This window comes from Erwinia oleae (assembly GCF_000770305.1).
Lineage (GTDB): Bacteria > Pseudomonadota > Gammaproteobacteria > Enterobacterales > Enterobacteriaceae > Erwinia > Erwinia oleae.
Map to the genome: position 1 here is coordinate 24,364 of NZ_JNVB01000037.1, position 21,157 is coordinate 45,520.

A 21,157-nucleotide genomic window follows, 5' to 3' on the forward strand; every position below is an offset into this window, starting at 1 on the left:
ACGGTATGGCGACTCTCTCGTTTTTGCCTGACAGACTGAATGCCGAACCCGTGGTGTTCAAAGGTTTTACCACGCCGGAGCTGTTTATGACGGCTGGAGCAAGCGTGCTGGGCGGCCTGGTGGTCGCCATACCTTTTGTTCCGTTGATGGGCTGGCTGGCGTTTCCCACCGTCAGCCTGCTGATGCCGCTGTTTACCGTATTCTTTGGCGGCAAGCTGATGGCCCGCTTCAAACGCGGCAAGCCTGAAAACTACCTCTATCGCCGCCTGGAACTCTGGCTCAGTCGTCAGCATATTGGCAATCCCCAACTTATACACCGCAGCCAGCGCTGGGCATTGCGTCGTTCTGCGCCGGTTGTGCGTCAGATTCAGGAGGCTCTGGATGAGTAAGTACCGAAGCGCGGTCAATGCCCGTGACCGCCATATTTCCACTCTGCGGGGAGCCTGCGGTGTGCTGCTGGTTCTGCTGATGGTGGCACTGACGGGCTGGATGATGTCACCGCGCGATTTGACTATCCATAACCCGCCAGACCTGCGTTCCGGTTCAACCCGCGCCTGGTGGGAGATCCCTCCCTCCACGGTCTACAGTTTTGCTTTTTACATTTTCCAGCAGCTTAACTCTTGGCCGAAGGATGGCAGCACTGACTATGCGTACCGCATCAACACGCTGTCTGCCTATCTGACACCCTCCTGCGAGGAGTGGCTGAAGAAGGATGAGAAGCAGCGTAAGTCTGCCGGGGAGCTGAGTGAGCGCGTCAGGGGAATTTCGGAAGTGCCGGGGCGTGGTTACCGGGATGACAGCGTCACCATCGTCAGCCGTGATAGCTGGATTGTGCGTCTGGATCTGGTGGCCGACGAGTATTACCACACTGAGCCGGTCAAACGTGCTCTGGTGCGTTATCCGCTGAAGGTTGTACGCCAGGACAAAAATCCGGAAGCGAATCCTTTCGGCCTGGCGCTGGATTGCTACGCCGATATTCCACAGCGTCTCGAAGCGGCTCCGGCCGCGCCGGTTGAGAAGAAGGGGATCTTCTGATGCGAATAAAACATCGTTATTGTCGGTTGTCGCGTTTGGTGATTGCGGCTTTGCTGGGTGCGTCAGGTGCACTGGGCATCTCTTTTCCGGTCGGGGCAATAGAACTGATGAAGTGGGAGCGTATTCCGCTTCAGGTGCCGTTGACGACCGGCCAGGAGCGCATCGTATTTGTGAACCGCAACGTCCGGGTGGGTTTTCCTCCGGAGCTGAACGGCAAACTCAGGGTGCAAAGCACCGGGGGAGCCGTGTACCTGCTGGCCCAGGCCGATTTTACCACCACGCGGGTGCAGCTTCAGGACGTTGAGAACGGAGAGCTGATCCTGCTCGATATCACCGCGTTGAAAGGCACTCAGGTGCGAGAGCCGGTGGGTCTTGTTTATCAGGGGGAGGTGTCCACGGCGACGACCAGTAACAATGCCTCGGTAAGCGCAGCGGAGTCAGGTGCGCCCGGAACCGGGGCAAAAGCATCCTCCGGAAGCAAAGCCCCGCGCATCACCACGCCGCTGCCGATTGCACTGACTCGCTATGCGGCCCAGAGCCTGTATGCGCCGCTGCGTACGGTTGAAGCGCTGCCGGGCGTCCACGCTATTTCCCACGGTCTGCCTTCATCTGTTACCTCGTTATTACCCTCGGAGCCGGTGGCGATTCGCCCGCTGACCGCCTGGGGTGTTCAGGGATACAACGTGGTGGCGCTGAAGCTGACCAATCAACGGCCGGAAAAAGTGGTGCTCGATCCGCGCCGCCTGATGGGGAACTTCTATTCGGCCACCTTTCAGCATCGTTGGCTGGGAGCGGCAGGCACGCCGGAAGATACCACAGTGCTGTATCTGGTGATGCGGGGGCGTCCGGAGGCGGCGTTTTTGCCCGAGCCTGCGCGCCCGGTGGTGAAAAACAAGGTACGTGCCTCATCGGGAGGAAAAGCCCATGCAAATTAAGTCCAATACCCTGCTGAAAGTGATGGTGCCGCTGGCGCTGTTTATCGCCATTGCTATCGGGGTGAAATCCTGTGGCTCAAAATCGGCTCCCTCTTCACCGCCACCCAGGCCCAATACTATCTCCGATCTGACGCAGGAGGAGCTACAGATCCTCGGTATTGAAGGTGATACCCCGGAAGATACTCTGCGTACCCTGGTGGGCCGTCTGAGGGTGATTCAGGATAAGCAGGATGCTCTGGAGCGTCAGAATGTCACGCTTTCGGAAGAAAACGCTAGTTTCAGGCGCAATGGGGAGAATGTGGATAACCGCATCCGGGACGCGATGAATACGGCGAAACAGGAGGAACAGCAGGCCTGGCAAAAACTTCAGGCCGGGCAGCAGCGCCTGACAAACCTGTATGAGGAACTCAAAAGCGGTAGCGGAACGCAGCCGGTAACGTCACCTGCGCAGCAGGGGGATTTACCGATAGGACTCGGGCTGGAGAGCGACGGTGGCTCAGCCGGAACCGTCAGCGGTGGCGTGATATGGTTTGAGCCGCAGGATGCGGTTCAGCTCGACCGTAACGGCAAACCGCTGGTCGGCGCTGCCATGAACGGTAGCACCGCAGGCACCGGCAGCTTTCAGTTCCCGTCCTCCTTTGCCAGCCTCAATGACAATGAGATCACCCGTCAGAAAGCTGAGCTGGATCGGGCGGCAAAAAATCAGCAGGCCATCGAGGAGGCAGCACCGGTCTATACGCTGCCGGAGAACGCAACGCTGGTCGGCAGCCGTGGCATGACGGCGTTGCTCGGGCGGGTGCCCATCGACGGTAAGGTCACCGACCCGTACCCGTTCAAGGTGCTTATCGGTAAGGAGAACCTGACGGCTAACGGCATCGAGCTGCCGGATGTTGAAGGTGCCGTGGTTTCCGGAACGGCGACCGGCGACTGGGTGCTGTCCTGCGTGCGCGGCGACGTTCACTCCATTACCTTTGTGTTTACCGATGGCACAGTGCGCACCGTGCCGTCACCGGCTAAAAACAGCGACGGCAGCAACGGTAAGTCAAACGGCGGCAGTATCGGCTGGCTCTCTGATGAAAACGGTATTCCCTGTCTCTCCGGGGAGCGGAAGTCTAATGCATCAACCTATCTGCCTACGTTGTTTGCCCTGTCCGGTGCCGGTGCGGCAGCAGATGCTATGGCAAATAGCCAGACCACCACCTCCGTAGATGGCACCACCGTGACCAGCACGCTGACCGGCAGCGCCGGACAGGCGGCACTGGGTAAAGCGCTCTCCGGAGGCACCTCTGAGCTGGCATCCTGGGTGAAAGCGCGTTATGGCCAGATGTTTGACGCCGTCTACGTCCCGCCCGGTGCCCGGGTTGCCGTCCATATCACCCGCCAGATCCCGATTGATTACGAAGAGCGGGGCCGCAAGGTCCGGTACGATGTTGATATCAGTCAGCCGCACGGGCTGGACTGAGGAGGTTTTGATGAAACAGCGACTGTTATTATTACTGTGCCTGTCCACCCTGCTGGCGGGCTGTAGCACCACCAAAGATGAGCTGCTGCCTGCCGGTGACTCCACCATGCTGGAGTTGTGGCAGAACCGGGGAATGTCGGGCCGCACGGCTACTGCGGCCCGCTCTACTCTGCGCCGGGCGCTGATCAGTGAGGACAGCGCCGCCCGCCAGGCGCTTGAAGAGAGCTATACCCGGACGGCAGAAAACGAAATCCAGCAGGTGTTCCCGCGTCTGCCCAATCCCGACATGGTGATTTATATCTACCCGCACATGAGCGGCAACGCGCCCGCGCCGGTGCCCGGCTACAGCTCAGTGTTTCCCTTTTACAGCCAGGTGCAGTATGCCCTGCCGGGCGAGCGTACGGAGGCCCTGTAATGTTCTCATTGTTTAATAAAAAGAAACCAGGCAAACGGACGCCTGCTGTTCCGGAAGAGAGCGGCGAAAGTACGCCGGTGCTGGCCCGGGAGCCGCAGCGTAAAACCGGTAAACTAACCGTCGCTGAAGAGCGCGAGCTTTATCCGAATAACCCGACATTTGTGGATTATCTGCCCTGGGCTGAATACCTGCCGCGCAGCCAGTGCCTGCTGCTCGATGACGGCGTTTCTGTCGGGGCGGTGTTTGAAATTGTGCCGGTGGGCACCGAAGGCCGCACGCCGGAGCGGCTGGAGGAGATCCGCGACGTGATGGAGGACGCGCTTCAGGACAGCTTTGAAGAGCGGGACAGCCATCCGTGGGTGGTCCAGTTCTTCTGTCAGGACGAAACCGATGTGACGGAGTATCTTGACCGGCTGCGCGGCTACGTGAAGCCCTGGGCGCAGGGGACCGCATTCACAAAGGACTATCTCGACGAGATGGAACGCCATATGCGGGGTATTGCGGTGCCTAAAGGGCTGTTCGTTGATAAAGAGGTCACCGGCGCACCCTGGCGCGGCCAGCAGCGCCGGACCCGCATGGTGATTTATCGCTATATCAACCCGAAGGTGCGGGAGCCGCATTCGCCGGAAGAGGCGTTAAACCAGGTCTGCGAACGCCTGTCCTCAGCGCTGGCCGGTGCTGGGGTGGTGGCCGCCCGCCAGAACGGCGAGCAGATCCATGCCTGGCTGCTGCGCTGGTTTAACCCCAATCCTGACTGGATCGATAAGGACATGCTGTATCGCACCGCTGCGCATCGGGATAATGAGAATGGGGTGCTGCCGGTGGAAAACGACTTCAGCGAGACGGTGCTGTTTTCACCACCGCGTTCAGACGTGGAGCGCGATATCTGGTGGTTTGATGATATTGCACACAAAGCGGTGACCATCGACCGGCTGCGCCGTCCTCCCTCGGTCGGGCACCTGACGGGAGAAACGCTCAAGGGCGATAACATCAACGCCCTGATGGATTTGATGCCGGAGGGCACGGTCGTTTCCCTCACGCTGGTTGTCCAGCCTCAGGACGTACTGGAAGAGCGGTTTAATCATCTGGCGAAGAACGCTATCGGGGAAAACACCGAGTCAGAGCGGGTCAGGGAGGACGCTGAAACGGCCAAGCGTTATCTGGGTGAAAAGCATAAGCTGTACCGGGCCAGCATGACGTTCTACCTGAAAGCGCCGTCAGTAAAGCAGCTTAATTCCCGTCAGCGCGATCTGACGGCGGTGTTGCTTAATGCCGGATTGCTGCCGGTGAAGCCGGAGTATGATGTTGCCCCGCTGAACGGCTATCTGCGGGCGCTGCCGATGTGCTTTAACCCGGCGCACGATAAAAAACACTGGTATACCCGCCTGACCTTTGTCCAGCATATGGCTAACCTGCTGCCGGTGTTTGGCCGCGATACCGGCAGCGGCCATCCGGGGTTTACCTTCTTTAATCGGGGAGGCGCGCCGCTGACGTTTGATCCTCTCAACGGTCTGGATCGCTCCAAGAATGCCCATCTGGTGCTGTTTGGCCCGACCGGCTCCGGGAAATCTGCCACGCTCAATAACCTGTTTGCGCAACTGATGGCTATCCATCGGCCCCGGTTGTTTATTGCCGAAGCCGGTAACTCATTTGGTCTGTTTGCCGATTACTGCGAAGAGCTTGAGCTGACGATTAACAAGGTCAGCATCAGGCCCGGTTGCGGTATTCCGCTGGCCCCGTTTGCCGATGCCTGGCGTCTTATCGAAACGTCGGTGGTACAGGTCAGGGAAGAAGATCTGAGCGAGAGTATTGAGACAGAAGATGAGGGGGATGAAGACGAAGAACGCGATATCCTGGGCGAGCTGGAGATTGTGGCCCGTCTGATGATAACCGGTGGTGAGGCCAAAGAAGAGGCCCGGCTGGAACGGGCCGACCGGGGCATGATGCGTGAAGCTATCCTGGCGGCGGCGAAAGCGGCCAACAGCGAAGGGCGACAGATGGTAACCGCCGACCTTCAGGCGGCATTTTACCTGTTTGCCGCTGACGCCTCACGGCCCGAAGTGCGTCGCAACCGGGCGCAGAACATGGGTGAGTCGCTGGGCGTATTCACCCAGGGATTCCTGGGCGAGTTGTTTAACCGCCCGGGCGAGAACTGGCCGGAGGCCGACGTCACGCTGATAGACTTCGGCACCCTGGCGCGCGAAGGGTACGAGGCGGCGCTGGCGGTGGCGTATACCTCGCTGGTTAACACTATCAATAACATTGCCGAACGCGACCAGTTTCTTGACCGGGAAATTGTCTTTGCCACCGACGAGGCCCATATGATCACCACCAACCCGCTGCTGGCTCCCTTTGTGGTTAAAATCGTCAAGATGTGGCGCAAGCTGGGTGCCTGGCTGTGGCTGGCAACCCAGAACCTGGAGGATTTTCCCAACACCTCGAAGAAGATGCTGAACATGATCGAATGGTGGCTGTGTCTGGTGATGCCGCCTGAAGAAGTGGAGGAGATCGCCCGCTTCAAGAAGCTGACGGCGGAGCAGAAAGCGATGCTGCTGTCAGCCACGAAGGTGCCCCGTCTTTATACCGAAGGAGTGGTGCTGGCAAGCCGCATTGAAGCGCTGTTCCGATCGGTGCCCCCCAGCCTCTATCTGGCGCTGGGGATGACGGAGAAGGATGAAAAAGCGGCCAGACGGGCGATTATGCAGGAGCAAGGCGTCAGCGAGCTGGCGGCGGCGAAGCAGATAGCGCATCAGTTAGATGTCTCCCGCGGTATCGCTAAGGCGGTAGCATGATGCAACTGAAGCATACGGCGCTGGATATTGTGGCCGGGGAAGGCAACGGCGTCGGGGTACTGTTTGAAGCCCCGCCGCAGGGCAATCCCCGCATCAGCGAAGCTCATGCTGATGAGCTGGCGGCGCTCTGCGATCAGATAAGGCTACGTATTCAGACGGTTGAGTCGATAACCTGCTCACCGCACCGGGTGGGGCATCATAGCTGCGTTGCCGTGAGGCTGGCGGGTGCTAAAGCCAGCGTCAATCTGCTGTTGACCCTCACCGGCACGCTACGCTGGCCGACGCCGCAGGATTATGCTCAGGCACCTCGCTGGTATATCAACCTGCCGGATGCCGTTGATGCGGTGTATCTGGTGACGCAACTGGCAAAATATTCGAAAACCTCAGAACAAAAAATCAGTTAATCAACATCAGGCGATATGTAGTGTTTCCACTTCATACCGCCTGTATCTTCGTTCGCTGGGTCAATGTGAAATCTTTACAGCTCCTTGCTGTAAATTGAATGCTTGGGTCATATGTCCGTCCAACTCCCCTTGCATATCGCCGATAAAGCATATTTTTGCATTTGGACGTGTTTCTTTTAATGTGGCTTTAATCTTGTTGCGCAATGGTGTCGGACCAAGTTTTAGTTCTTTGATGATCAACTGATCGTTATTGCCCAGAGGGAGATTTGCAAGCGCCTCAAGAGCAGCCTGGCCTACCAGCGTCATCTTTGGTTCACCATTCTGAATTTCTCCTCCAGACCAACAGCAATAGTATTTATGGTGATCGTAGGTAACCTCAAACACCATAAAATTCATCTGTCCCTCAGTCTGCGTCCCCATTTTTTCCTGAATAAGAGACATTGTATCTGCCTCTGGCTTTGTACCTTCAATCAAGATTGTTTTAATCGTTGGCATTTCCGTTCCTTTGGTTACGTTTCTTAATCGTTGATATTAATAATGCCTCATTTTTTTCTGTGCTGTCTTAGGTCCCGGCTAAGTTTTTTAATTTTTCCTCAATGCGTTTTGAGTTGTTTGCTGTTTTTATCAGCAGTGCGCGTCACCCTGCGGCTTTATCCCACAGGAGTGATAAGCGATGAAAAGACGTAATCTCGTGTTCCTGCTGGCTGTTGTCAGCGTTACCGCGCCGGTTCAGGCCGGTACGGTGGTGTATACCGACAGCCAGCACCCGCCCACCGGACCGGATGCCGGGTATCAGGTGGTGTACCTCGATGCCCCGGAACAGCTCCAGCGCGACATCTTTGGTGAGCTGTCGGCTGACTCCCGCCAGGCCGAGCAGCAGGCCAGAGCGGTATTGCAGTCGTCCGGCTGGCAGCAAAAAGAGCAGCAGATAGCGCAGGCGTACCAGGGCATTATCCGCGCCTGGAAAGCTGGCCTGAAGAAATATCCCGCCGTGGTGTTTGACGACCATTATGTGGTGTACGGGACGGCAGACGTGGCACTTGCCCGGGAGAAGCTGGCCGGATTTGAGGGGGTACAATGAGCATTATCCCCTTATGCCGCCACCGGCTGGCGTCAGCACTATTGTTATATAGCGCAGTGCATCCGCTGACGGCCAGCGCCATCAACTCAGCGCAAATCATTGCCAGCGCCCTTTCACCTGAGTGTCTGGAGTACCGTATCGCCGGTATCTGTTACTGGCTTTTTTGTACCCCCTTCGGTTGCACAGTCCGGACCTCCGTCAAGGTGAAGCACTATATCCCCAATGCCGTAGTTTCCAGCTATGCCCGGACGGGAGATAACCCCTGGTCAGAGGTTGCGATACTGGGAACAGGTATTCCTGGTATTGCTGAAGGCGGTGGGAATAACGAACAGAAGCGGGGGCTGCGCAAGGATAACCTGCGCTTTAAGAACGCCGACGCGATTGGTCATCCAGCGCTGGCAGCGCCGGTATTTAGCAACTTTACAGGGTCGATGGGTTACACCTGCGCCAGTTCAGCAACGGCGTTTATGCCCTATTTCCTGAGCACCCTTGATGCGCTGGTCTGGCGCAGCGGCCTGCCTGAAGGCCTCTACCCGGAAGCCTTAACGCCTGGTATGCGGGAGGTGGGTTCTGTCAGCAATATGTGGGGCAACATCTACCCGCGCAGCGGGTTTGTGACCCAGGTTGATGATTATAAAGCCGCTGCAATGGTTGCCCAGCGAGCTGCCGATATCATCACCCGTACCGGCCAGGTGCATGTCTATCAGCCCATGACGGCGAGTAAACGGGATGGCTACTGGCCTCCGGCTCCGGTGACTGAAAACACCGGCACTCGAAACCACAAATGGCAGCGCCTGGCTCCCTCCATTTCCTCTTCCTGCGCCGTGTTTCCGGACAGCAGTAATCCCGTTGCTTCAGATGGCGCTTATGCCTGGGCGCTGTGGCAACCCTACGCCTGCTGTCAGCGGCGTGGGCAGACGTTCCTCTACAGCACAGACTTTTAACTCAAGGGAGTGTACGCAATGGCATTTAAAACATTCAGGAATATCGGGGTGCTGGCAGGGGCCATCCTACTGGCATACGGCCAGCCAGCCTCTGCGGCGTTTAATATCAGTGCCGAAGAGGCGAATGCCGGTTATGGCAAGGCGATGAAAGGGGCGGTAAACGACAACCTGTTTTACTCCATCGGAGGTGGAACGGTGATATCCCAGCCACCCAGCAGCAACAATATGGAGAAGCTGGGCCTGGGGATTAGCTGGAACAATGACCTGATGTGCGGAAATTTTGATCTCAGTACCACTGTCAAAAATCAGCTTAATGGTGCGACGGACGGTTTCAAAAACATGATGGGTGATGTGATTAACGGTGCGACCGGCGCGGTTGCCAGTCTGCCTGCGATGATTATTCAGCGAGCCAATCCGGGGTTGTATGAGCTGCTGGCTAACGGGGTATTACAGGCGAATGTGGCGTTTGATAAAGCCCAGCTTAACTGCCAGACGATGTCGAAGAAACTGGCGGATTATACCCTGTCAGGCAAGTTAACCCAGACGGCTATCGGCCAGGAGTTTCAGAGCATTGTTGCCCGTACGTCGGATGCTGTGCGTGCGGATAACACCTTAAAACAATCCAGCGGTAAAGAGGGTGTTAAGTGGATTGGCGGGCAGCAACGTGGTGGTGCCGGTCAGAAAGCGATCAAGCCAACGTACGATATTGCTAAGGCTGGCTATAACATCCTCAATAAGCAGCCAGCAACGAGCGACGCAGCGGTGAGTTCATCAGCATGTAATGGTTCACTGTGTCAGAAATATAAAACCAGTGCTGAAGCAGCAGATGCTGTATCGAAAGTTTTAGGCGATCGGGCGTTACGTACTTGCGCGAGTGGCAGCGAATGCAGCAGTGGTGGGCTGGAGAATGAGCCGGGTACCTCCACCCCGGGAGAAGGTTTCTCTCCGATGCTGGAGAAAGCTACCCAGGAGAACCTGGATATTCTGGTCAAACTGGTGAACGGCAACCTGGCACCAAACGTTAAAAATCTGGCGACGTTAAAAACCGGCGATTTGGCCGTGACGCGCGGCGTTATCCAGGCGCTGAAGGACGATCCGGACAATGGTGCTCTGGTTCAGCGTCTGGCCGGGGAGCTGGCAATGGCCGACACGGTCACCACAGCGTTAGCGATGCGCCGTATGTTAATGGTGGGGCAGTCCGAACCTGGCGTTGCTGCGCAGGAGCCTGTTGTTGCCGAGTCAGATCGCCGTCTGGAGTTCCTGGACCGTGAGATTCAGGCGCTGAAGAATGAGATGGAAATCCGTAAATCCATCAGCAATAACTCCATTTTGGTAACAATCACCCGGCAGGAAGCGAGGGAGGTGGATAACAGCCTGCGTCAGGATAACCATCAGAATGACAGCGCGGTCCAGGGACTCAGCAAGCCCACGGAGGTGCAGTGATGGAGACGGTAAAAATCACAGAAAACGGGAGCCATCCTGAGAAAAGAGGGCGCAGCCGGTGGCACAGAACGATATCTGCCTTTGCCTGGATGGCCGGGGTTCTGTTGCTAGGTGGGTGTGCAACGGCTGTGGGGTTATATCTGGCTGAAAATGAGGTTGATCTGACCGCATGGCTACAACAGGTCCGGGGGCCGCTGTTTCTCTGGCGGCTGGCGTTATATACCGTGGTGGCCGCCATGTGGCTGCATCGCGTCCGGACGGTATTGTTACGTCAGGCCTCCTCACCGTGGGCGATTTGTCGCCTCGAAGTGATGATGGTCTGCCTGGCGCTGCTGATTGAGTTCACCAGTTATCGTTGGGGGATGTGATGACAACGGACAGTTATCTGGAGTTTTTCCTGGTGCTGCTGGGCTGGCTGATTAATAACGCCCTGTGGATCATTATCACCACTACCGGTCTTTTCGCGCTGCCGCTGGCCCTGAAGGTGGCCGGAGTCTGGCTGAAGGTGCGCACTGAAGGCGATGATGAAGGTAACAAGGGAGCGCTGGCACTCCCCCGCATCGAGCAGGTGTTGTACGTGGCCTTTGTGGTCATTATGTTCTGCGCGATGCCGTTTCAGGATATAGACGTGTCGGTCATGAAGTTCGACCAGACTCGCTCTCGACAGTGCGGTATCAATGTGCCCAAACCCGGGGACTCGGGTTATGGCGCGCTGCTGAGCGACTTCAATGGACAGGTGGCTAAGGTGCCGATGTGGTGGTACCTGGTGCATAACCTGTCAAAGGGGGTCACGCATGCGGCCATCGCCTCCATTCCCTGTGGTAAAGATCTACGCCAGTTGCGTTTTGAGGTGCAGCATACGCAAATGGTTGACCCGGTGATCCGTCAGGAGGTACAGGAGTTTGCCAGCCAGTGTTACGCCAAAGCTTATTTCAAACTGAAATCCATCAACAGCCAGTTGACGGATGCCACCATTAATTCGGTGGGCTGGATAGGTTCGGGATATTTCATGAACACCGGCGGTTACTATGACTATTACACATCCACGTCACCGCGCTCGCAGTGGCCGTACAGCGAGAGCCGGGACAGCGGCTATCCAGACGTGGGGCGTGGCGGATATCCGAGCTGCAAGACCTGGTGGAGCGCGCCGACTATCGGGTTGAAAGACCGGTTGTTTACCGCCTACGATCGCCGAACGGTCAATATGATGAAGTCCCGCGACCCTGACCACTGGGAGGAAAATCTGCTGCGCTGGCTGGTTAGCCCGCAAAATACCCTAATGTCGGGCGGCGGTGAAACCTATATGGCCGGAAATCAGCGCGGGACGGGGAGTGCGCTGGACACTGCCTTCAAACAACTGATCAGCGGGTTGGGGGCATTCTCTGCACAGGCCACCCAGTTACCGGCGTTTGATGCATTGCGTCAGGCGCTACCGATGGTGCATGGCATCCTGATGATGGCGCTGGTTATCTGTATTCCGCTGGTGATGCTGTTTGGCGCATATGACCCCAAAGTGGTGGTGACGCTGACGTTCGTCATGTTCGCCATCATTTTCGTGACGTTCTGGTGGGAGCTGGGAAACTGGCTGGACGACCGGCTGGTTGAAATTATCTACAGCAGCGCCCGGGGTTACTACAACTGGTTCAGTAACGTCGGTGCGGAAGGCTGGATCATGAACCTGGTACTGGGAGCGATGTATGTGGTGCTACCAGCATTTTGGTTTGGTGCCGTGAGCTGGAGCGGTGTGCAGATTGGTGGGGCTATATCATCAGCAGTTGATAAATCCAGCCAAGGATCACAGCAGGCGGGAGCTAAAGGGGCGGGAGTTGCTACTGAAGTGGTTAAAACAGTCGCAACAAAAGGAGCATCCAAGGGGAAAAATTAAACAATTCAGGCAGTGGGTAGTCGTTTCACTGCCTGTTTTTAAGCATCATTATCGAAATGTACATTTTTGTCGTCATTATGACGATAACCCGTATGCAATACTCTATCTTCTGTTGATGTGTTCGTTGAGGCAGTCGTTTTGCTCCCAGCAACAACGATGGCCGCTAAAACTGAGAACAGCATCTTAACGGCTTCAACTAACCCATTAAATATCACCGTCCAGATGTCATCCTGCTGATTTGATTTCTTATCCGTCATATCCCTTACCCCCGGCTCATGGTGTTGCTGATTTTATAGCCAACAGATTACGGCAGATACGCAATTTCAACAAGCCATTTTAAGGTTATCCATCATGCTCACATGGCGTAAAGGTCGTTAACTAAACCAGATATGTCTATCCAGGGCTGAGTCAGCCCTGGATAGCAATCATGTTGTCATGCTGACTGTTCATTAAAATACTGTTCGGTGGTACTGATAATAAATGGTTCCAGGATAATGAAGTCCTTTTTCAAATCCAAAGCGTGGCTATTTCCATAGACAGCAGAATGTTTATTACAATTTCCTTTACTTTTAATATCGTCCAGTACCTGACGCAGATCCGCTTTTTTGCTTTTGTCTTTAGCGAAGCTGGCTACCTTTGGATTCAGGAAGGAAGAGAAGTCTGTTCCATCAGTTTTACCTATTGCGGAAGACCAGCTTTCCATCAGAGACCATGCTGCCACGTAGCACATTACGGCGTGTTTTCTGAGAGAAACGGTACACAGTGAGGTATAGAGCTGCGGTAGCTTATCGCCAGGTAAGCGTGAAAAAGCATGAAGTAACGCTTCTGACATCTCTATTCTGTTATCTGGCTGAGGTTCAAATGAACCGTAGCCCCCGTTCCCTCCGCCTGATGGTGCCGGATCGAAACCTGTTGGTGCTCCGGAATTGTTGCCCCCATCTGTATTATCGGTACCACCACTTGATGTAGGGGGGGTTGCTCCTCCATTCGGTTCTTTAACAGGGGAAGACGTAGGTTTCTGCTTATCAGTATCCTCACCATTCCCGGTTTCCGGAGGTTCTTCAAATTCTTTTATATCAGCCCGGACTGGTGCTATGGTTTTCAGCATTCTTTCAACGAGTTCTTGATTCTCTGGTTTGTCTGCTTCTTTTTTTCTATATCCTGTGGCCTGTTTAATAATATTAAAATGACAATTATCGGAAAGTTGGGTGTTTATTTTTTCAAACAATTTTTTGAGATTGTCGTTGAACTGTGTTTTCATGAAGTCAACGGGGAAGTCATCCAGCTCAAGTTCACCATAGACCCTTTGTGCTGCGTATTTGTTTTTTGTTCCCAGTAATTCATTTGGAATATTAGGGTAAACTGATGTGCCTTCTATGACACGGTTGTTTCTGAGAAGGCGAATGCCTGGCTGCCCATAACCACCTGTTTCTCTGAGAAGAATAAATCCACGCACGGTTTTATTTTCTTCATAGAGAAAGTCGAGATTAATTATCCATTCTACAGGCGTTTTCCCAGTGATGAGACCCTTAGAGTTTACTTCTGGATAAATATGTGGTTCTGGAACAGTTAGAAGAAGCTTTTTACTGTTCGCTTTTAACAGTAGGTTGTTGTAATAAATTTTTAGATCGAGAAAATCGCTGAACCTGACAAAAGTCTCAAGAAGAAAAGGAATGACGGTTTCTTCGTAGTAACTTTTGCTTTCGTTACGTGTTACGTTTCTCATCGTTATCGTTGTGTAATGTGCTTCTGGTTCCTCATCTTCGATACCGACAGCTTCAGTTTCACTATGGTTTGCGAGAAGTTTCGGGAGATTAAAGTTAAAATTCAGACTGTAGGGCTCTCCCGGGACGGATGTACTGATGCTCCAGTCTTCTGAAAACCATAGAGCAGCACTCTTCATCCCTATCCCGTATACACTGAGGCTTTCTGACGGATGATTAGACTCAAAGCCTGGCTTGAGCGCGCGCTGGATGGCTTCAATACCGATGCCCCGAGCGGTATCCGTCATGGTGATGGTATCTTCACTGATGTCAATTTTTATCGAAAGACGCTCATCGAGTCCACCTCCGTCAGGGAGTTGACGCCCTTCAACATATGATTGAATGGCGTTATCTATCAATTCCGCCAGCGCTGTTTCAATTCCGTAACTGAGATGCTGTAATACCTTGTAAATTTGCATCTCTGGTGAGATATCAATCTGTAATTGCTTATCTTTATTTTTATCAGTACCCATAACACTATCCTTAATGTTTAATAAGGTTGCTTACTACCATGGAAACTATTTTTGCATTAACTGCATTACCGAATGCCTTGAATGCTGCGGAATTATTCTCCGGCAATGAAGATAAATGATGAAGATTCTGTAATTTTGCTGCTTCACGCACTGAGATATATCGCCCGAGCCAAGGAATAACCGGTACCTGAGTGGATGTCATCGAAATGAGTGATGGAGCAACATCTTTTCTGAAAACCCGGATGCCTGAAGCCCGAAATTGTACAAGATGATCGTTAATGTTCAGGTTCCGGAGATCACCTCTCCATTCCATAATTTGCCAGCTATTATTATGCCGGGGCAGACAGGTAATCCACTTATCAGCTACCGTTTTGTTTTGAATATATAGCTTGCGTGAAAAATCGACTGATTTATTAATCCAGTCCGGAACCTGCCGATTTTTCCTGACATAAGAGGGGAGTCGGTCCAGTACTTCTTTCCAGGTTGTACAACCTGTTAGTGGCTGTCCGTATGCACCTTTATATTGAACCATCTCTTTAAGCGTCAGGCGGGAGAAGTTTTTGGGATAATCGGCACCAAATTCAGGTGCTGCAATGGATATTGAATGAAGTTCGGTAATACACAATTGAGACAATAGCTTTTGCCAGTGTTTTAATAAGTCAGCTTTGGCAGGTTCAAGTAATCTGAAATCACCTTTGTGATCAAGTATGTTTTCAAGTCTGGTGCACTGAGATGTCTGTTCCGGCCATGTCAGTGCATATGCATCAGTCTTATCCCGGCAGGCTACAATAAATACACGTTGTCGGTTTTGTGGAACGCCAATATCTACTGGTGAAAGTATGCGATGGTGTAATGAATAACCGATATCATTGAATCTGGTATTCATATAACGCCAGAAATTTCCGTTGTCGATAGTGATAATGTTGGGGACATTCTCAAGTAGAACATAGCGAGGTTTATGATGTTCTGCTATACGCACCACTTCATCTATTAACTGGCCTGATTCAGGACAGGTTTGCCCTTTTTTCTTGCCAGCGAGAGAAAATGGCTGGCATGGAAAACCTGCGCATAAGATATCATGAGAGGGGACGGATTTTTCATCAACCTTTTTTATATCTCCTTCAGGAAAAACACCGAAATTACTTTCATATATTTTTCTCAAAGCATCGTCGATTTCGCAGGCAAATACGCATTTTCCTCCATTTTCAGCCATCCCGGCATGAAAGCCACCGATACCTGCAAACAGATCGACGAAACGAAATGCAGAGGTATTTTGCTTTATTACATTACTGTGTATCTCCATAGTTCCCTCTTATTAGACTCTGAGTAATTCGGTGATGTCATCCAGTAATTTAGATACTTTTTTCAGAAGTACCTGGTCATCCCGGATCAGGCTGTCAATAGTGTGTATTTTTCTGCGCAACTCATCAGACTGGGGTACATGTTCCACCGGTTGGGTCTGATCTATGTTCAGAAAGTCGCATAATTTTGCTACTCTCGGTGTGAATGATTTGAATCTTCCAGTCCTGACTCTTTGTACAAAATCTTTAGTCATAGGTTGACATTCACCGACATCAATTTGATATCGGTATTTATTATTAAATCTTTCAGAACATAGTCTTACAGTTATATTTTGTTCTGCCATGATTCTATCTACTTCACCAGAAATGAAGTTTCTGTATTGCGTTATCTGGTTCATTTCACCTCCGGATTCATTCTTTTTGTAGCATTTAAATGCTACAAAAGCAAACAAAAAAGCATGAATTTTGTACAAAAATCACAGGTTGAAATTTGACTCATTGCTGATCTAATATTTGTTAGTTGTACCGCTGTCACAGACAGCAGCCAATGCTTCAGGCGCAGGATGCGCAGGTGATCTGAGAGAAGCGCCTTCGGGTGATCACACAGCCAAAGTCATAGGGAGAGAAGCGTGGTCTGAGACTGACGCTTTCGGGCGACCACAGCCAATGCGACCATTACCTGAGAGGACGCGCTTTCGAGCGGTAACCCCACTGAACCTTTGAAAGTGGGGATCGCAGCACCGCTGCGATGAAGGTACGTTTATCCCTCAATGTATGACTTCTCCTGACTAGGAGAACGTCCCTATCAATGCAGTTTCTTTTGGATCGACGTCCAGCAATCCCGGCAACATTTGCTGCATTTTGCTATGCCAGATGGAACATTTGGCATTTGCAAAGCAGCATTTGGCGCGGGATATGTGCAGCGCGTCACTTGCGTCGAGTGAAACGAGAACCAAGTGACGCGCGAAGCGCACAACGGACAAACCCACGTAATACGGGCTTTACCAGCGTCTGCTACCCTCTGACCAACACGTAGTGCCCAGGCATAAATCCGGGCTACGCGGCGTTCAGTGTTAAAGGTGGACGTTTTTTAAACTATCGCGTCATAAAAATGGATATCCCGATGAAGACGCTTAACCATGAAATGAAGGAGAAAAATCGACTCGGTAACGATGGCAACGTCAGTCAACGCTGACGGATGGAGGTGACCTGACAACAGTCAGGAACCGGCGCAAGCCGCAAGCAGCTCAGCGAGCTGTGGATACCTCACAAGAACTCAACATTTGCCACCCCGATGCACAGTTATCAGTCGAGCCGCAGGAAGCGCAAATTAAACCGTGTCGTCGGGGCCAGGATGTTTACCGCTGTTCTGAACGTCGTTCAGAAGCGTGGGTATACATCTAAAAAAAGCAGGTCAGTGGGGTTTTCGTCTTTAAGGATGAAAGCCGCAGCGTCGTGCGTTTTTCAGGAAGAAAGGAGAGGGAAGATGTCGAGGGCGAATAAGCAGTTAACTAAGCAACTCATTACGCTGGCCCGCAAGTCGGGAGGGAGTTTTAAAACCGTTGCCGATCGCGCCAGAATTGCATCACGCTTTTCCGCCAGTATGCTGAAGCTGAATATTCAGATACGGGACGTCAGCAATATAAAAACAAATCACGTTGAGCTGTATATAAAAAGCCGTCAGTCAGAAGATATCTCTAAACGTACCATGCAGAATGAAATGGCGGCTATTCGCGCAATCTTCAATACTGCCGGAAGAACTAAACTGGCCGATCCAAATCACGAACGGTTAAGTAATTCGGCTTTAGGCTTATCGGGGGCCAGTCGGGACGGCTCTAAAGTCGCTATTTCGGACGAGCGCTATCACGCAGCGCTCGTCCATGTGCGTGATAAAGACGAAGGCGTTGCTGCCGCAATGCAATTAGCCCGTTATTTAGGATTGAGAACTGAAGAAGCGGTGCAGTCAGCCAAATCATTAAAAACCTGGCAGCAGGCATTAAATAAAGGCGATGAGCGTATCCGGATCGTATTTGGTACTAAGGGCGGCAGGCCGAGAGATACGACTATTGTTAACCGCGATATCGTTATTAGCGCCGTGAATACAGCCATAAAATATGCCGATGAACATAACGGAAAATTGATTGATAAATCCTCATTACACTCCGCTATCGACAGATATAGAAATGTATTAAAGGATGCTGGACTAACCGGACGGGAGTCGCCGCACAGTTTGCGCTATGCTTATTCACGAGAAGCGACTGATTACCATATGAATAAGGGATTAAGCCGTAAAGAGGCGGAGGCAATGGTTTCAATGGATCTGGGGCATGGAGATGGGCGCGGGCATTATGTTGCCAGAGTTTATAACCGGATAAATGAATCTGAGGAGTGACTTTGAAAAGGGCTTGTTTGGTTTGTTTGAATTATGTACGATTCCAGATGCTAAACCGTTGTCTCTGACAACAGCCAATGTCCCGGTGATTTGAGAGGGACGCCCTCGGGTAATCACAGCCAAAGCTACCTTAGCCTGAGAGGAAGCGCTTTCGAGCGGCAACCCTGCTGAACCTTTGAAAGCAGGGATCGCAGTTAATGCGATGAAGGTTTTCTTATCCACAATGCCCTGACCGGCATCCAGTCTGATTAACTCACCCTTGAGGGAATACTTTTCCCTTCAGGGGCATGGTGTTCCCTTTTTTTACAGGAGTACATCATGCATACCTTTATTCAACGCCATGTTACGCCGCTTACCAGCGGGGTTTATTCACTTCTTGAACGTTTACTGCCAGTACGTGAGTCATCCATTCATGGAGAGTGGATAACCAACCAGACGGGCCGAATGAGCTTTCGCGCTCATGTGTTTCGTCTGGACGATGGCACCTGGGACATTGCGGTCCTGAGCCGTTCAGGCCGGACTTGCAGCGATTACAGATACCAATGGTGTCGCATTGCCCTGAAGAACCGATACTGCCGTACCCGGGCGTTTCGCGAGGCAAATCGCCTGGCAGAGCAACTGGCTACGCTTCGTTATCGTTTCAGCGCGGGTTTCGCTAAATAACATAAGGAGTAATGAGACATATGGAAATGAAGAGCGAATACACCATTGACGTTGATCCCGACGTATTTCGGGAGCTGCAATATATGGTAGAGCTGTTTAAGAAACACGGATCTCTGTGCCCCGTTCAGAATGTCAGCGGCCTTATTGCTTACATCCTGGCCTCCATTGCTGACGGTTCGCGACGGCCAGGGGCATGGGAACGGCAGCTATTAACAATTTTGGGGCTTGTTGCACATTGTCCCGAACATCATACCTACCGCGGCCATTACGGATCACCGGATTAAGGCCGCATTAGCTAAAACCAGCAACCCGGCAGGGCTTTTCCTGTCGGGAAGAGTCCCTGCCTTTTATTTATGAGGATATCGCAATGGGACTTGATATTTACTTTTTTGCCAGAGAGAAAGATAGCGCTCAAACAGAACGTACCGAAGTGGGCTATTTTCGCAAAGTTAACGCCTTGATCAACTGGATAGAAAACCATGTCGGAGAGGTGGAAAATTGTGAAGAGTTGCCAATTCAGCGTACTCATCTGGAAAAGTTAAATGATGAGCTGGGAAGTCTGACAAGCCAAAACTGCACGGAAGTTTTTCCAACCTGCGAAGGTTTCTTCTTCGGTTCACAGGATTATGGTGACTGGTACTGGAGGGATGTGAGTGAAGTCAAAGCCTGGTGCAGTGGGATACTGGAGTCGTTTGATTTTGAACGGCACTCTCTGGTGTTCTGGGCCTGGTGGTAGACGAAACCGGATCGCTACCGTAGTACAAGATTGCGCAAAATTTGCGACTCACCCTTGCGGGGATTTATTCCCGCAAGGGGGTAAGTCCCCGCTTTTTATTGCGAGGACTCATCATGGCAACGAAGCGAACCAACAAGAAGGCAGCAGCAGGTCGTCAGAGCAAACCCGATCTGTTCCAGGTTGTGACGGATAAAATCATCGCGGCTCTGGAAAACGGAACACCGCCCTGGCGAAAACCGTGGCGTAATGCCGATGGCTGTACAACCGTTATCGGTGGATTACCGGCCAATGTGGTAACGGGGCGACCCTACAGCGGTATCAACGTACTGTTACTATGGATTGATACGGTGGAGAAAGGCTTTACCTCTCACCGCTGGCTGACATTCAAACAGGCGCAGGATGCCGGGGGCAATGTACGCAAAGGGGAGAAATCCACGCTGGTAACGCTGTTCAAGCCGTTCGAGAAAAAAGAAACTGATGAGAAAGGTCGGCCACTATTTGACGAACGGGGAGATGCTGTAGTTTCGCAGCGAAATTTCATGACCTGTTTTCACCTGTTCAATATTGAACAGTGTGAAAATTTACCCGCGAAGCTGCTGACACCAGTGAGCGTGTCCGGTGATGAAGCAGAAATATCGGGAGTGCATGACATTGAGCGCATTGGCCGGGCAGAGCAGGTGATTGCCCGCAGCGGTGTGCCGGTGGTGCATTTGCCCCAGAACCAGGCGTTCTACAGACCTGGCGTTGATCGTATCGTGATGCCGGAAGTCGGACAGTTCAATTGCCCGGCTGATTACTACAGTACGCTGCTGCATGAGCTGGTGCATTCCACGGGACACATTTCCCGGCTGGCGCGGAAGGGCATTACGTCTTCTTCTCGCCGATTTGGTGACCCGCTATACGCATTTGAAGAGCTGGTCGCTGAAATTGGTTCGGCATTTTTGTACGCTGAACTGGGTGTCCAGGGTGACGTTCAGCATGAAAGCTATATCGCTTACTGGCTGAACGCATTGAAAGAAGACAAGAAGGCTATCTTCCAGGCAAGCCGTTTTGCCCGGGAGGCTTTTGAATATCTTATCTTACGCGAGAAGGCGCTGGCCGCCTGAGCAATAACTCACTGAGCGCCCCGGTATTGGGGCGTTTTTTTGGAAGAGTTACTTTACAATCAAACATCCTAAACATAATGGTCTGCTATGAGCTGTGAGTTCAACGGGTCGATGCAACGCTATCCTTAATCAAGGGGGGGACGTTGCAATGAAACGAAGAACGCGCATTTACTACACGCCCGAACAGAAAGCGATTATCTGGGACAGATATAAGCAAGGTGATTCTCTGCATGATATCGCCAGAATGTTCGACAGATACCACTCTTCTATAATGCCCACTATTCACCAGACTGGTGGATACCGTCCCCCTGTCCGAAAGCGACACCG

At 52.5% G+C, this 21,157-nt stretch carries 22 protein-coding genes and 1 pseudogene; 18 read left to right on the forward strand and 5 right to left on the reverse strand.

All coding sequences use genetic code 11. From position 1 onward, the window contains the following. Positions 1-5: 5 nt before the first annotated feature. From GS12_RS12975 to GS12_RS13005, 7 genes are all read left to right on the forward strand, one after another. Entirely contained in the window at positions 6-389 is a 384-nt protein-coding gene (locus tag GS12_RS12975; protein WP_034947669.1) for a TIGR03750 family conjugal transfer protein, read from the forward strand. Next, positions 382-1,035 carry a PFL_4703 family integrating conjugative element protein gene (locus GS12_RS12980; protein WP_034947672.1) on the forward strand — a complete coding sequence of 218 codons (654 nt, stop codon included), beginning with the start codon at positions 382-384 and terminating at the stop codon, positions 1,033-1,035. The genes GS12_RS12975 and GS12_RS12980 overlap by 8 nt, the downstream gene beginning before the upstream one ends. Before the next feature lie 107 nt (positions 1,036-1,142). Beyond that, complete coding sequence (locus GS12_RS12985; RefSeq protein ID WP_235421169.1) at positions 1,143-1,970, forward strand: TIGR03749 family integrating conjugative element protein; 828 nt, start codon at positions 1,143-1,145, stop codon at positions 1,968-1,970. Next, positions 1,960-3,432 (forward strand): TIGR03752 family integrating conjugative element protein, encoded by a 1,473-nt coding sequence (locus GS12_RS12990; RefSeq protein ID WP_034947675.1) that lies wholly within the window; start codon positions 1,960-1,962, stop codon positions 3,430-3,432. The genes GS12_RS12985 and GS12_RS12990 overlap by 11 nt, the downstream gene beginning before the upstream one ends. A 10-nt stretch (positions 3,433-3,442) precedes the next feature. Continuing rightward, positions 3,443-3,847, forward strand: coding sequence for a TIGR03751 family conjugal transfer lipoprotein (locus GS12_RS12995; RefSeq protein WP_034947678.1), 405 nt, complete (start codon positions 3,443-3,445; stop codon positions 3,845-3,847). Further along, the gene (locus GS12_RS13000; protein WP_034947681.1) at positions 3,847-6,639 is read left to right on the forward strand and encodes a conjugative transfer ATPase; all 2,793 of its coding nucleotides are present in this window, start codon (positions 3,847-3,849) and stop codon (positions 6,637-6,639) included. The genes GS12_RS12995 and GS12_RS13000 overlap by 1 nt, the downstream gene beginning before the upstream one ends. Next, the gene (locus tag GS12_RS13005) at positions 6,636-7,043 is read left to right on the forward strand and encodes a hypothetical protein (protein WP_034947684.1); all 408 of its coding nucleotides are present in this window, start codon (positions 6,636-6,638) and stop codon (positions 7,041-7,043) included. Before GS12_RS13000 ends, GS12_RS13005 begins: the two co-directional genes overlap by 4 nt. A gap of 60 nt (positions 7,044-7,103) precedes the next feature. On the opposite strand, the gene GS12_RS13010 is transcribed toward GS12_RS13005, so the two are convergent. Next, a complete protein-coding gene (locus GS12_RS13010) occupies positions 7,104-7,538 on the reverse strand; it encodes a hypothetical protein (protein ID WP_034947687.1) in 435 nt (144 codons plus the stop codon). A 178-nt stretch (positions 7,539-7,716) separates the two neighbouring features. Between GS12_RS13010 and GS12_RS13015 the strand changes: the two genes are divergently transcribed. The 5 genes from GS12_RS13015 to GS12_RS13035 are packed head-to-tail and all read left to right on the forward strand — an operon-like array spanning position 7,717 to position 12,396. Beyond that, positions 7,717-8,124 (forward strand): TIGR03757 family integrating conjugative element protein, encoded by a 408-nt coding sequence (locus GS12_RS13015; protein ID WP_034947690.1) that lies wholly within the window; start codon positions 7,717-7,719, stop codon positions 8,122-8,124. Continuing rightward, positions 8,121-9,068 (forward strand): TIGR03756 family integrating conjugative element protein, encoded by a 948-nt coding sequence (locus tag GS12_RS13020; protein ID WP_034947693.1) that lies wholly within the window; start codon positions 8,121-8,123, stop codon positions 9,066-9,068. The genes GS12_RS13015 and GS12_RS13020 overlap by 4 nt, the downstream gene beginning before the upstream one ends. An 18-nt stretch (positions 9,069-9,086) precedes the next feature. Continuing rightward, positions 9,087-10,511, forward strand: a complete 1,425-nt coding sequence (locus GS12_RS13025) for an integrating conjugative element protein (protein ID WP_034947696.1) — start codon at positions 9,087-9,089, stop codon at positions 10,509-10,511. After that, positions 10,511-10,879: a hypothetical protein gene (locus GS12_RS13030; RefSeq protein ID WP_052118452.1), complete on the forward strand. Its 369-nt coding sequence runs from the start codon at positions 10,511-10,513 to the stop codon at positions 10,877-10,879. The genes GS12_RS13025 and GS12_RS13030 overlap by 1 nt, the downstream gene beginning before the upstream one ends. Next, positions 10,879-12,396 carry a conjugal transfer protein TraG N-terminal domain-containing protein gene (locus GS12_RS13035; RefSeq protein ID WP_034947699.1) on the forward strand — a complete coding sequence of 506 codons (1,518 nt, stop codon included), beginning with the start codon at positions 10,879-10,881 and terminating at the stop codon, positions 12,394-12,396. Before GS12_RS13030 ends, GS12_RS13035 begins: the two co-directional genes overlap by 1 nt. 38 nt (positions 12,397-12,434) lie before the next feature. Here GS12_RS13035 and GS12_RS13040 read toward each other — a convergent pair whose 3' ends face one another. The 4 genes from GS12_RS13040 to GS12_RS13055 form a co-directional block, all read right to left on the reverse strand. Further along, complete coding sequence (locus GS12_RS13040; RefSeq protein WP_034947702.1) at positions 12,435-12,653, reverse strand: hypothetical protein; 219 nt, start codon at positions 12,651-12,653, stop codon at positions 12,435-12,437. Between the two features lie 176 nt (positions 12,654-12,829). Then, positions 12,830-14,632, reverse strand: a complete 1,803-nt coding sequence (locus GS12_RS13045; protein WP_034947705.1) for an ATP-binding protein — start codon at positions 14,630-14,632, stop codon at positions 12,830-12,832. Between the two features lie 10 nt (positions 14,633-14,642). Beyond that, entirely contained in the window at positions 14,643-15,935 is a 1,293-nt protein-coding gene (locus tag GS12_RS13050) for a DNA cytosine methyltransferase (RefSeq protein WP_052118453.1), read from the reverse strand. Positions 15,936-15,947: 12 nt separating this feature from the next. After that, on the reverse strand, positions 15,948-16,331 hold the full coding sequence (locus tag GS12_RS13055; RefSeq protein ID WP_034947708.1) for a hypothetical protein: 384 nt from the start codon (positions 16,329-16,331) through the stop codon (positions 15,948-15,950). A gap of 1,088 nt (positions 16,332-17,419) precedes the next feature. On the opposite strand from GS12_RS13055, the gene GS12_RS13060 reads away from it, so the two are divergent. The 6 genes and pseudogenes from GS12_RS13060 to GS12_RS24330 form a co-directional block, all read left to right on the forward strand. Beyond that, positions 17,420-18,325 carry an integrase domain-containing protein gene (locus GS12_RS13060; RefSeq protein WP_034947741.1) on the forward strand — a complete coding sequence of 302 codons (906 nt, stop codon included), beginning with the start codon at positions 17,420-17,422 and terminating at the stop codon, positions 18,323-18,325. Between the two features lie 318 nt (positions 18,326-18,643). Then, positions 18,644-18,988 (forward strand): hypothetical protein, encoded by a 345-nt coding sequence (locus GS12_RS13065; protein ID WP_052118454.1) that lies wholly within the window; start codon positions 18,644-18,646, stop codon positions 18,986-18,988. A 20-nt stretch (positions 18,989-19,008) separates the two neighbouring features. Beyond that, entirely contained in the window at positions 19,009-19,272 is a 264-nt protein-coding gene (locus tag GS12_RS13070) for a hypothetical protein (RefSeq protein WP_235421159.1), read from the forward strand. Positions 19,273-19,355: 83 nt separating this feature from the next. Further along, complete coding sequence (locus GS12_RS13075; RefSeq protein WP_034947710.1) at positions 19,356-19,724, forward strand: hypothetical protein; 369 nt, start codon at positions 19,356-19,358, stop codon at positions 19,722-19,724. 113 nt (positions 19,725-19,837) lie between these two features. Continuing rightward, positions 19,838-20,830, forward strand: a complete 993-nt coding sequence (locus GS12_RS13080; RefSeq protein ID WP_034947713.1) for an ArdC family protein — start codon at positions 19,838-19,840, stop codon at positions 20,828-20,830. A 148-nt stretch (positions 20,831-20,978) separates the two neighbouring features. Beyond that, positions 20,979-21,157: pseudogene (locus GS12_RS24330) on the forward strand (IS30 family transposase); the annotation flags it as partial.

What these genes read in the sequence shown, in the direction of transcription:
- GS12_RS13010 (WP_034947687.1), bottom strand. Translation starts at nt 7,538, where the DNA reads ATGCCAACGATTAAAACAATCTTGATTGAAGGTACAAAGCCAGAGGCA.
- GS12_RS12990 (WP_034947675.1), top strand. Translation starts at nt 1,960, where the DNA reads ATGCAAATTAAGTCCAATACCCTGCTGAAAGTGATGGTGCCGCTGGCG.
- GS12_RS13075 (WP_034947710.1), top strand. Translation starts at nt 19,356, where the DNA reads ATGGGACTTGATATTTACTTTTTTGCCAGAGAGAAAGATAGCGCTCAA.
- GS12_RS13050 (WP_052118453.1), bottom strand. Translation starts at nt 15,935, where the DNA reads ATGGAGATACACAGTAATGTAATAAAGCAAAATACCTCTGCATTTCGT.
- GS12_RS13060 (WP_034947741.1), top strand. Translation starts at nt 17,420, where the DNA reads ATGTCGAGGGCGAATAAGCAGTTAACTAAGCAACTCATTACGCTGGCC.
- GS12_RS13055 (WP_034947708.1), bottom strand. Translation starts at nt 16,331, where the DNA reads ATGAACCAGATAACGCAATACAGAAACTTCATTTCTGGTGAAGTAGAT.
- GS12_RS13070 (WP_235421159.1), top strand. Translation starts at nt 19,009, where the DNA reads ATGGAAATGAAGAGCGAATACACCATTGACGTTGATCCCGACGTATTT.
- GS12_RS13030 (WP_052118452.1), top strand. Translation starts at nt 10,511, where the DNA reads ATGGAGACGGTAAAAATCACAGAAAACGGGAGCCATCCTGAGAAAAGA.
- GS12_RS13005 (WP_034947684.1), top strand. Translation starts at nt 6,636, where the DNA reads ATGATGCAACTGAAGCATACGGCGCTGGATATTGTGGCCGGGGAAGGC.
- GS12_RS12980 (WP_034947672.1), top strand. Translation starts at nt 382, where the DNA reads ATGAGTAAGTACCGAAGCGCGGTCAATGCCCGTGACCGCCATATTTCC.
- GS12_RS13045 (WP_034947705.1), bottom strand. Translation starts at nt 14,632, where the DNA reads ATGGGTACTGATAAAAATAAAGATAAGCAATTACAGATTGATATCTCA.
- GS12_RS12985 (WP_235421169.1), top strand. Translation starts at nt 1,143, where the DNA reads ATGAAGTGGGAGCGTATTCCGCTTCAGGTGCCGTTGACGACCGGCCAG.
- GS12_RS13000 (WP_034947681.1), top strand. Translation starts at nt 3,847, where the DNA reads ATGTTCTCATTGTTTAATAAAAAGAAACCAGGCAAACGGACGCCTGCT.
- GS12_RS13020 (WP_034947693.1), top strand. Translation starts at nt 8,121, where the DNA reads ATGAGCATTATCCCCTTATGCCGCCACCGGCTGGCGTCAGCACTATTG.
- GS12_RS13040 (WP_034947702.1), bottom strand. Translation starts at nt 12,653, where the DNA reads ATGACGGATAAGAAATCAAATCAGCAGGATGACATCTGGACGGTGATA.
- GS12_RS13025 (WP_034947696.1), top strand. Translation starts at nt 9,087, where the DNA reads ATGGCATTTAAAACATTCAGGAATATCGGGGTGCTGGCAGGGGCCATC.
- GS12_RS13035 (WP_034947699.1), top strand. Translation starts at nt 10,879, where the DNA reads ATGACAACGGACAGTTATCTGGAGTTTTTCCTGGTGCTGCTGGGCTGG.
- GS12_RS13080 (WP_034947713.1), top strand. Translation starts at nt 19,838, where the DNA reads ATGGCAACGAAGCGAACCAACAAGAAGGCAGCAGCAGGTCGTCAGAGC.
- GS12_RS12975 (WP_034947669.1), top strand. Translation starts at nt 6, where the DNA reads ATGGCGACTCTCTCGTTTTTGCCTGACAGACTGAATGCCGAACCCGTG.
- GS12_RS12995 (WP_034947678.1), top strand. Translation starts at nt 3,443, where the DNA reads ATGAAACAGCGACTGTTATTATTACTGTGCCTGTCCACCCTGCTGGCG.
- GS12_RS13065 (WP_052118454.1), top strand. Translation starts at nt 18,644, where the DNA reads ATGCATACCTTTATTCAACGCCATGTTACGCCGCTTACCAGCGGGGTT.
- GS12_RS13015 (WP_034947690.1), top strand. Translation starts at nt 7,717, where the DNA reads ATGAAAAGACGTAATCTCGTGTTCCTGCTGGCTGTTGTCAGCGTTACC.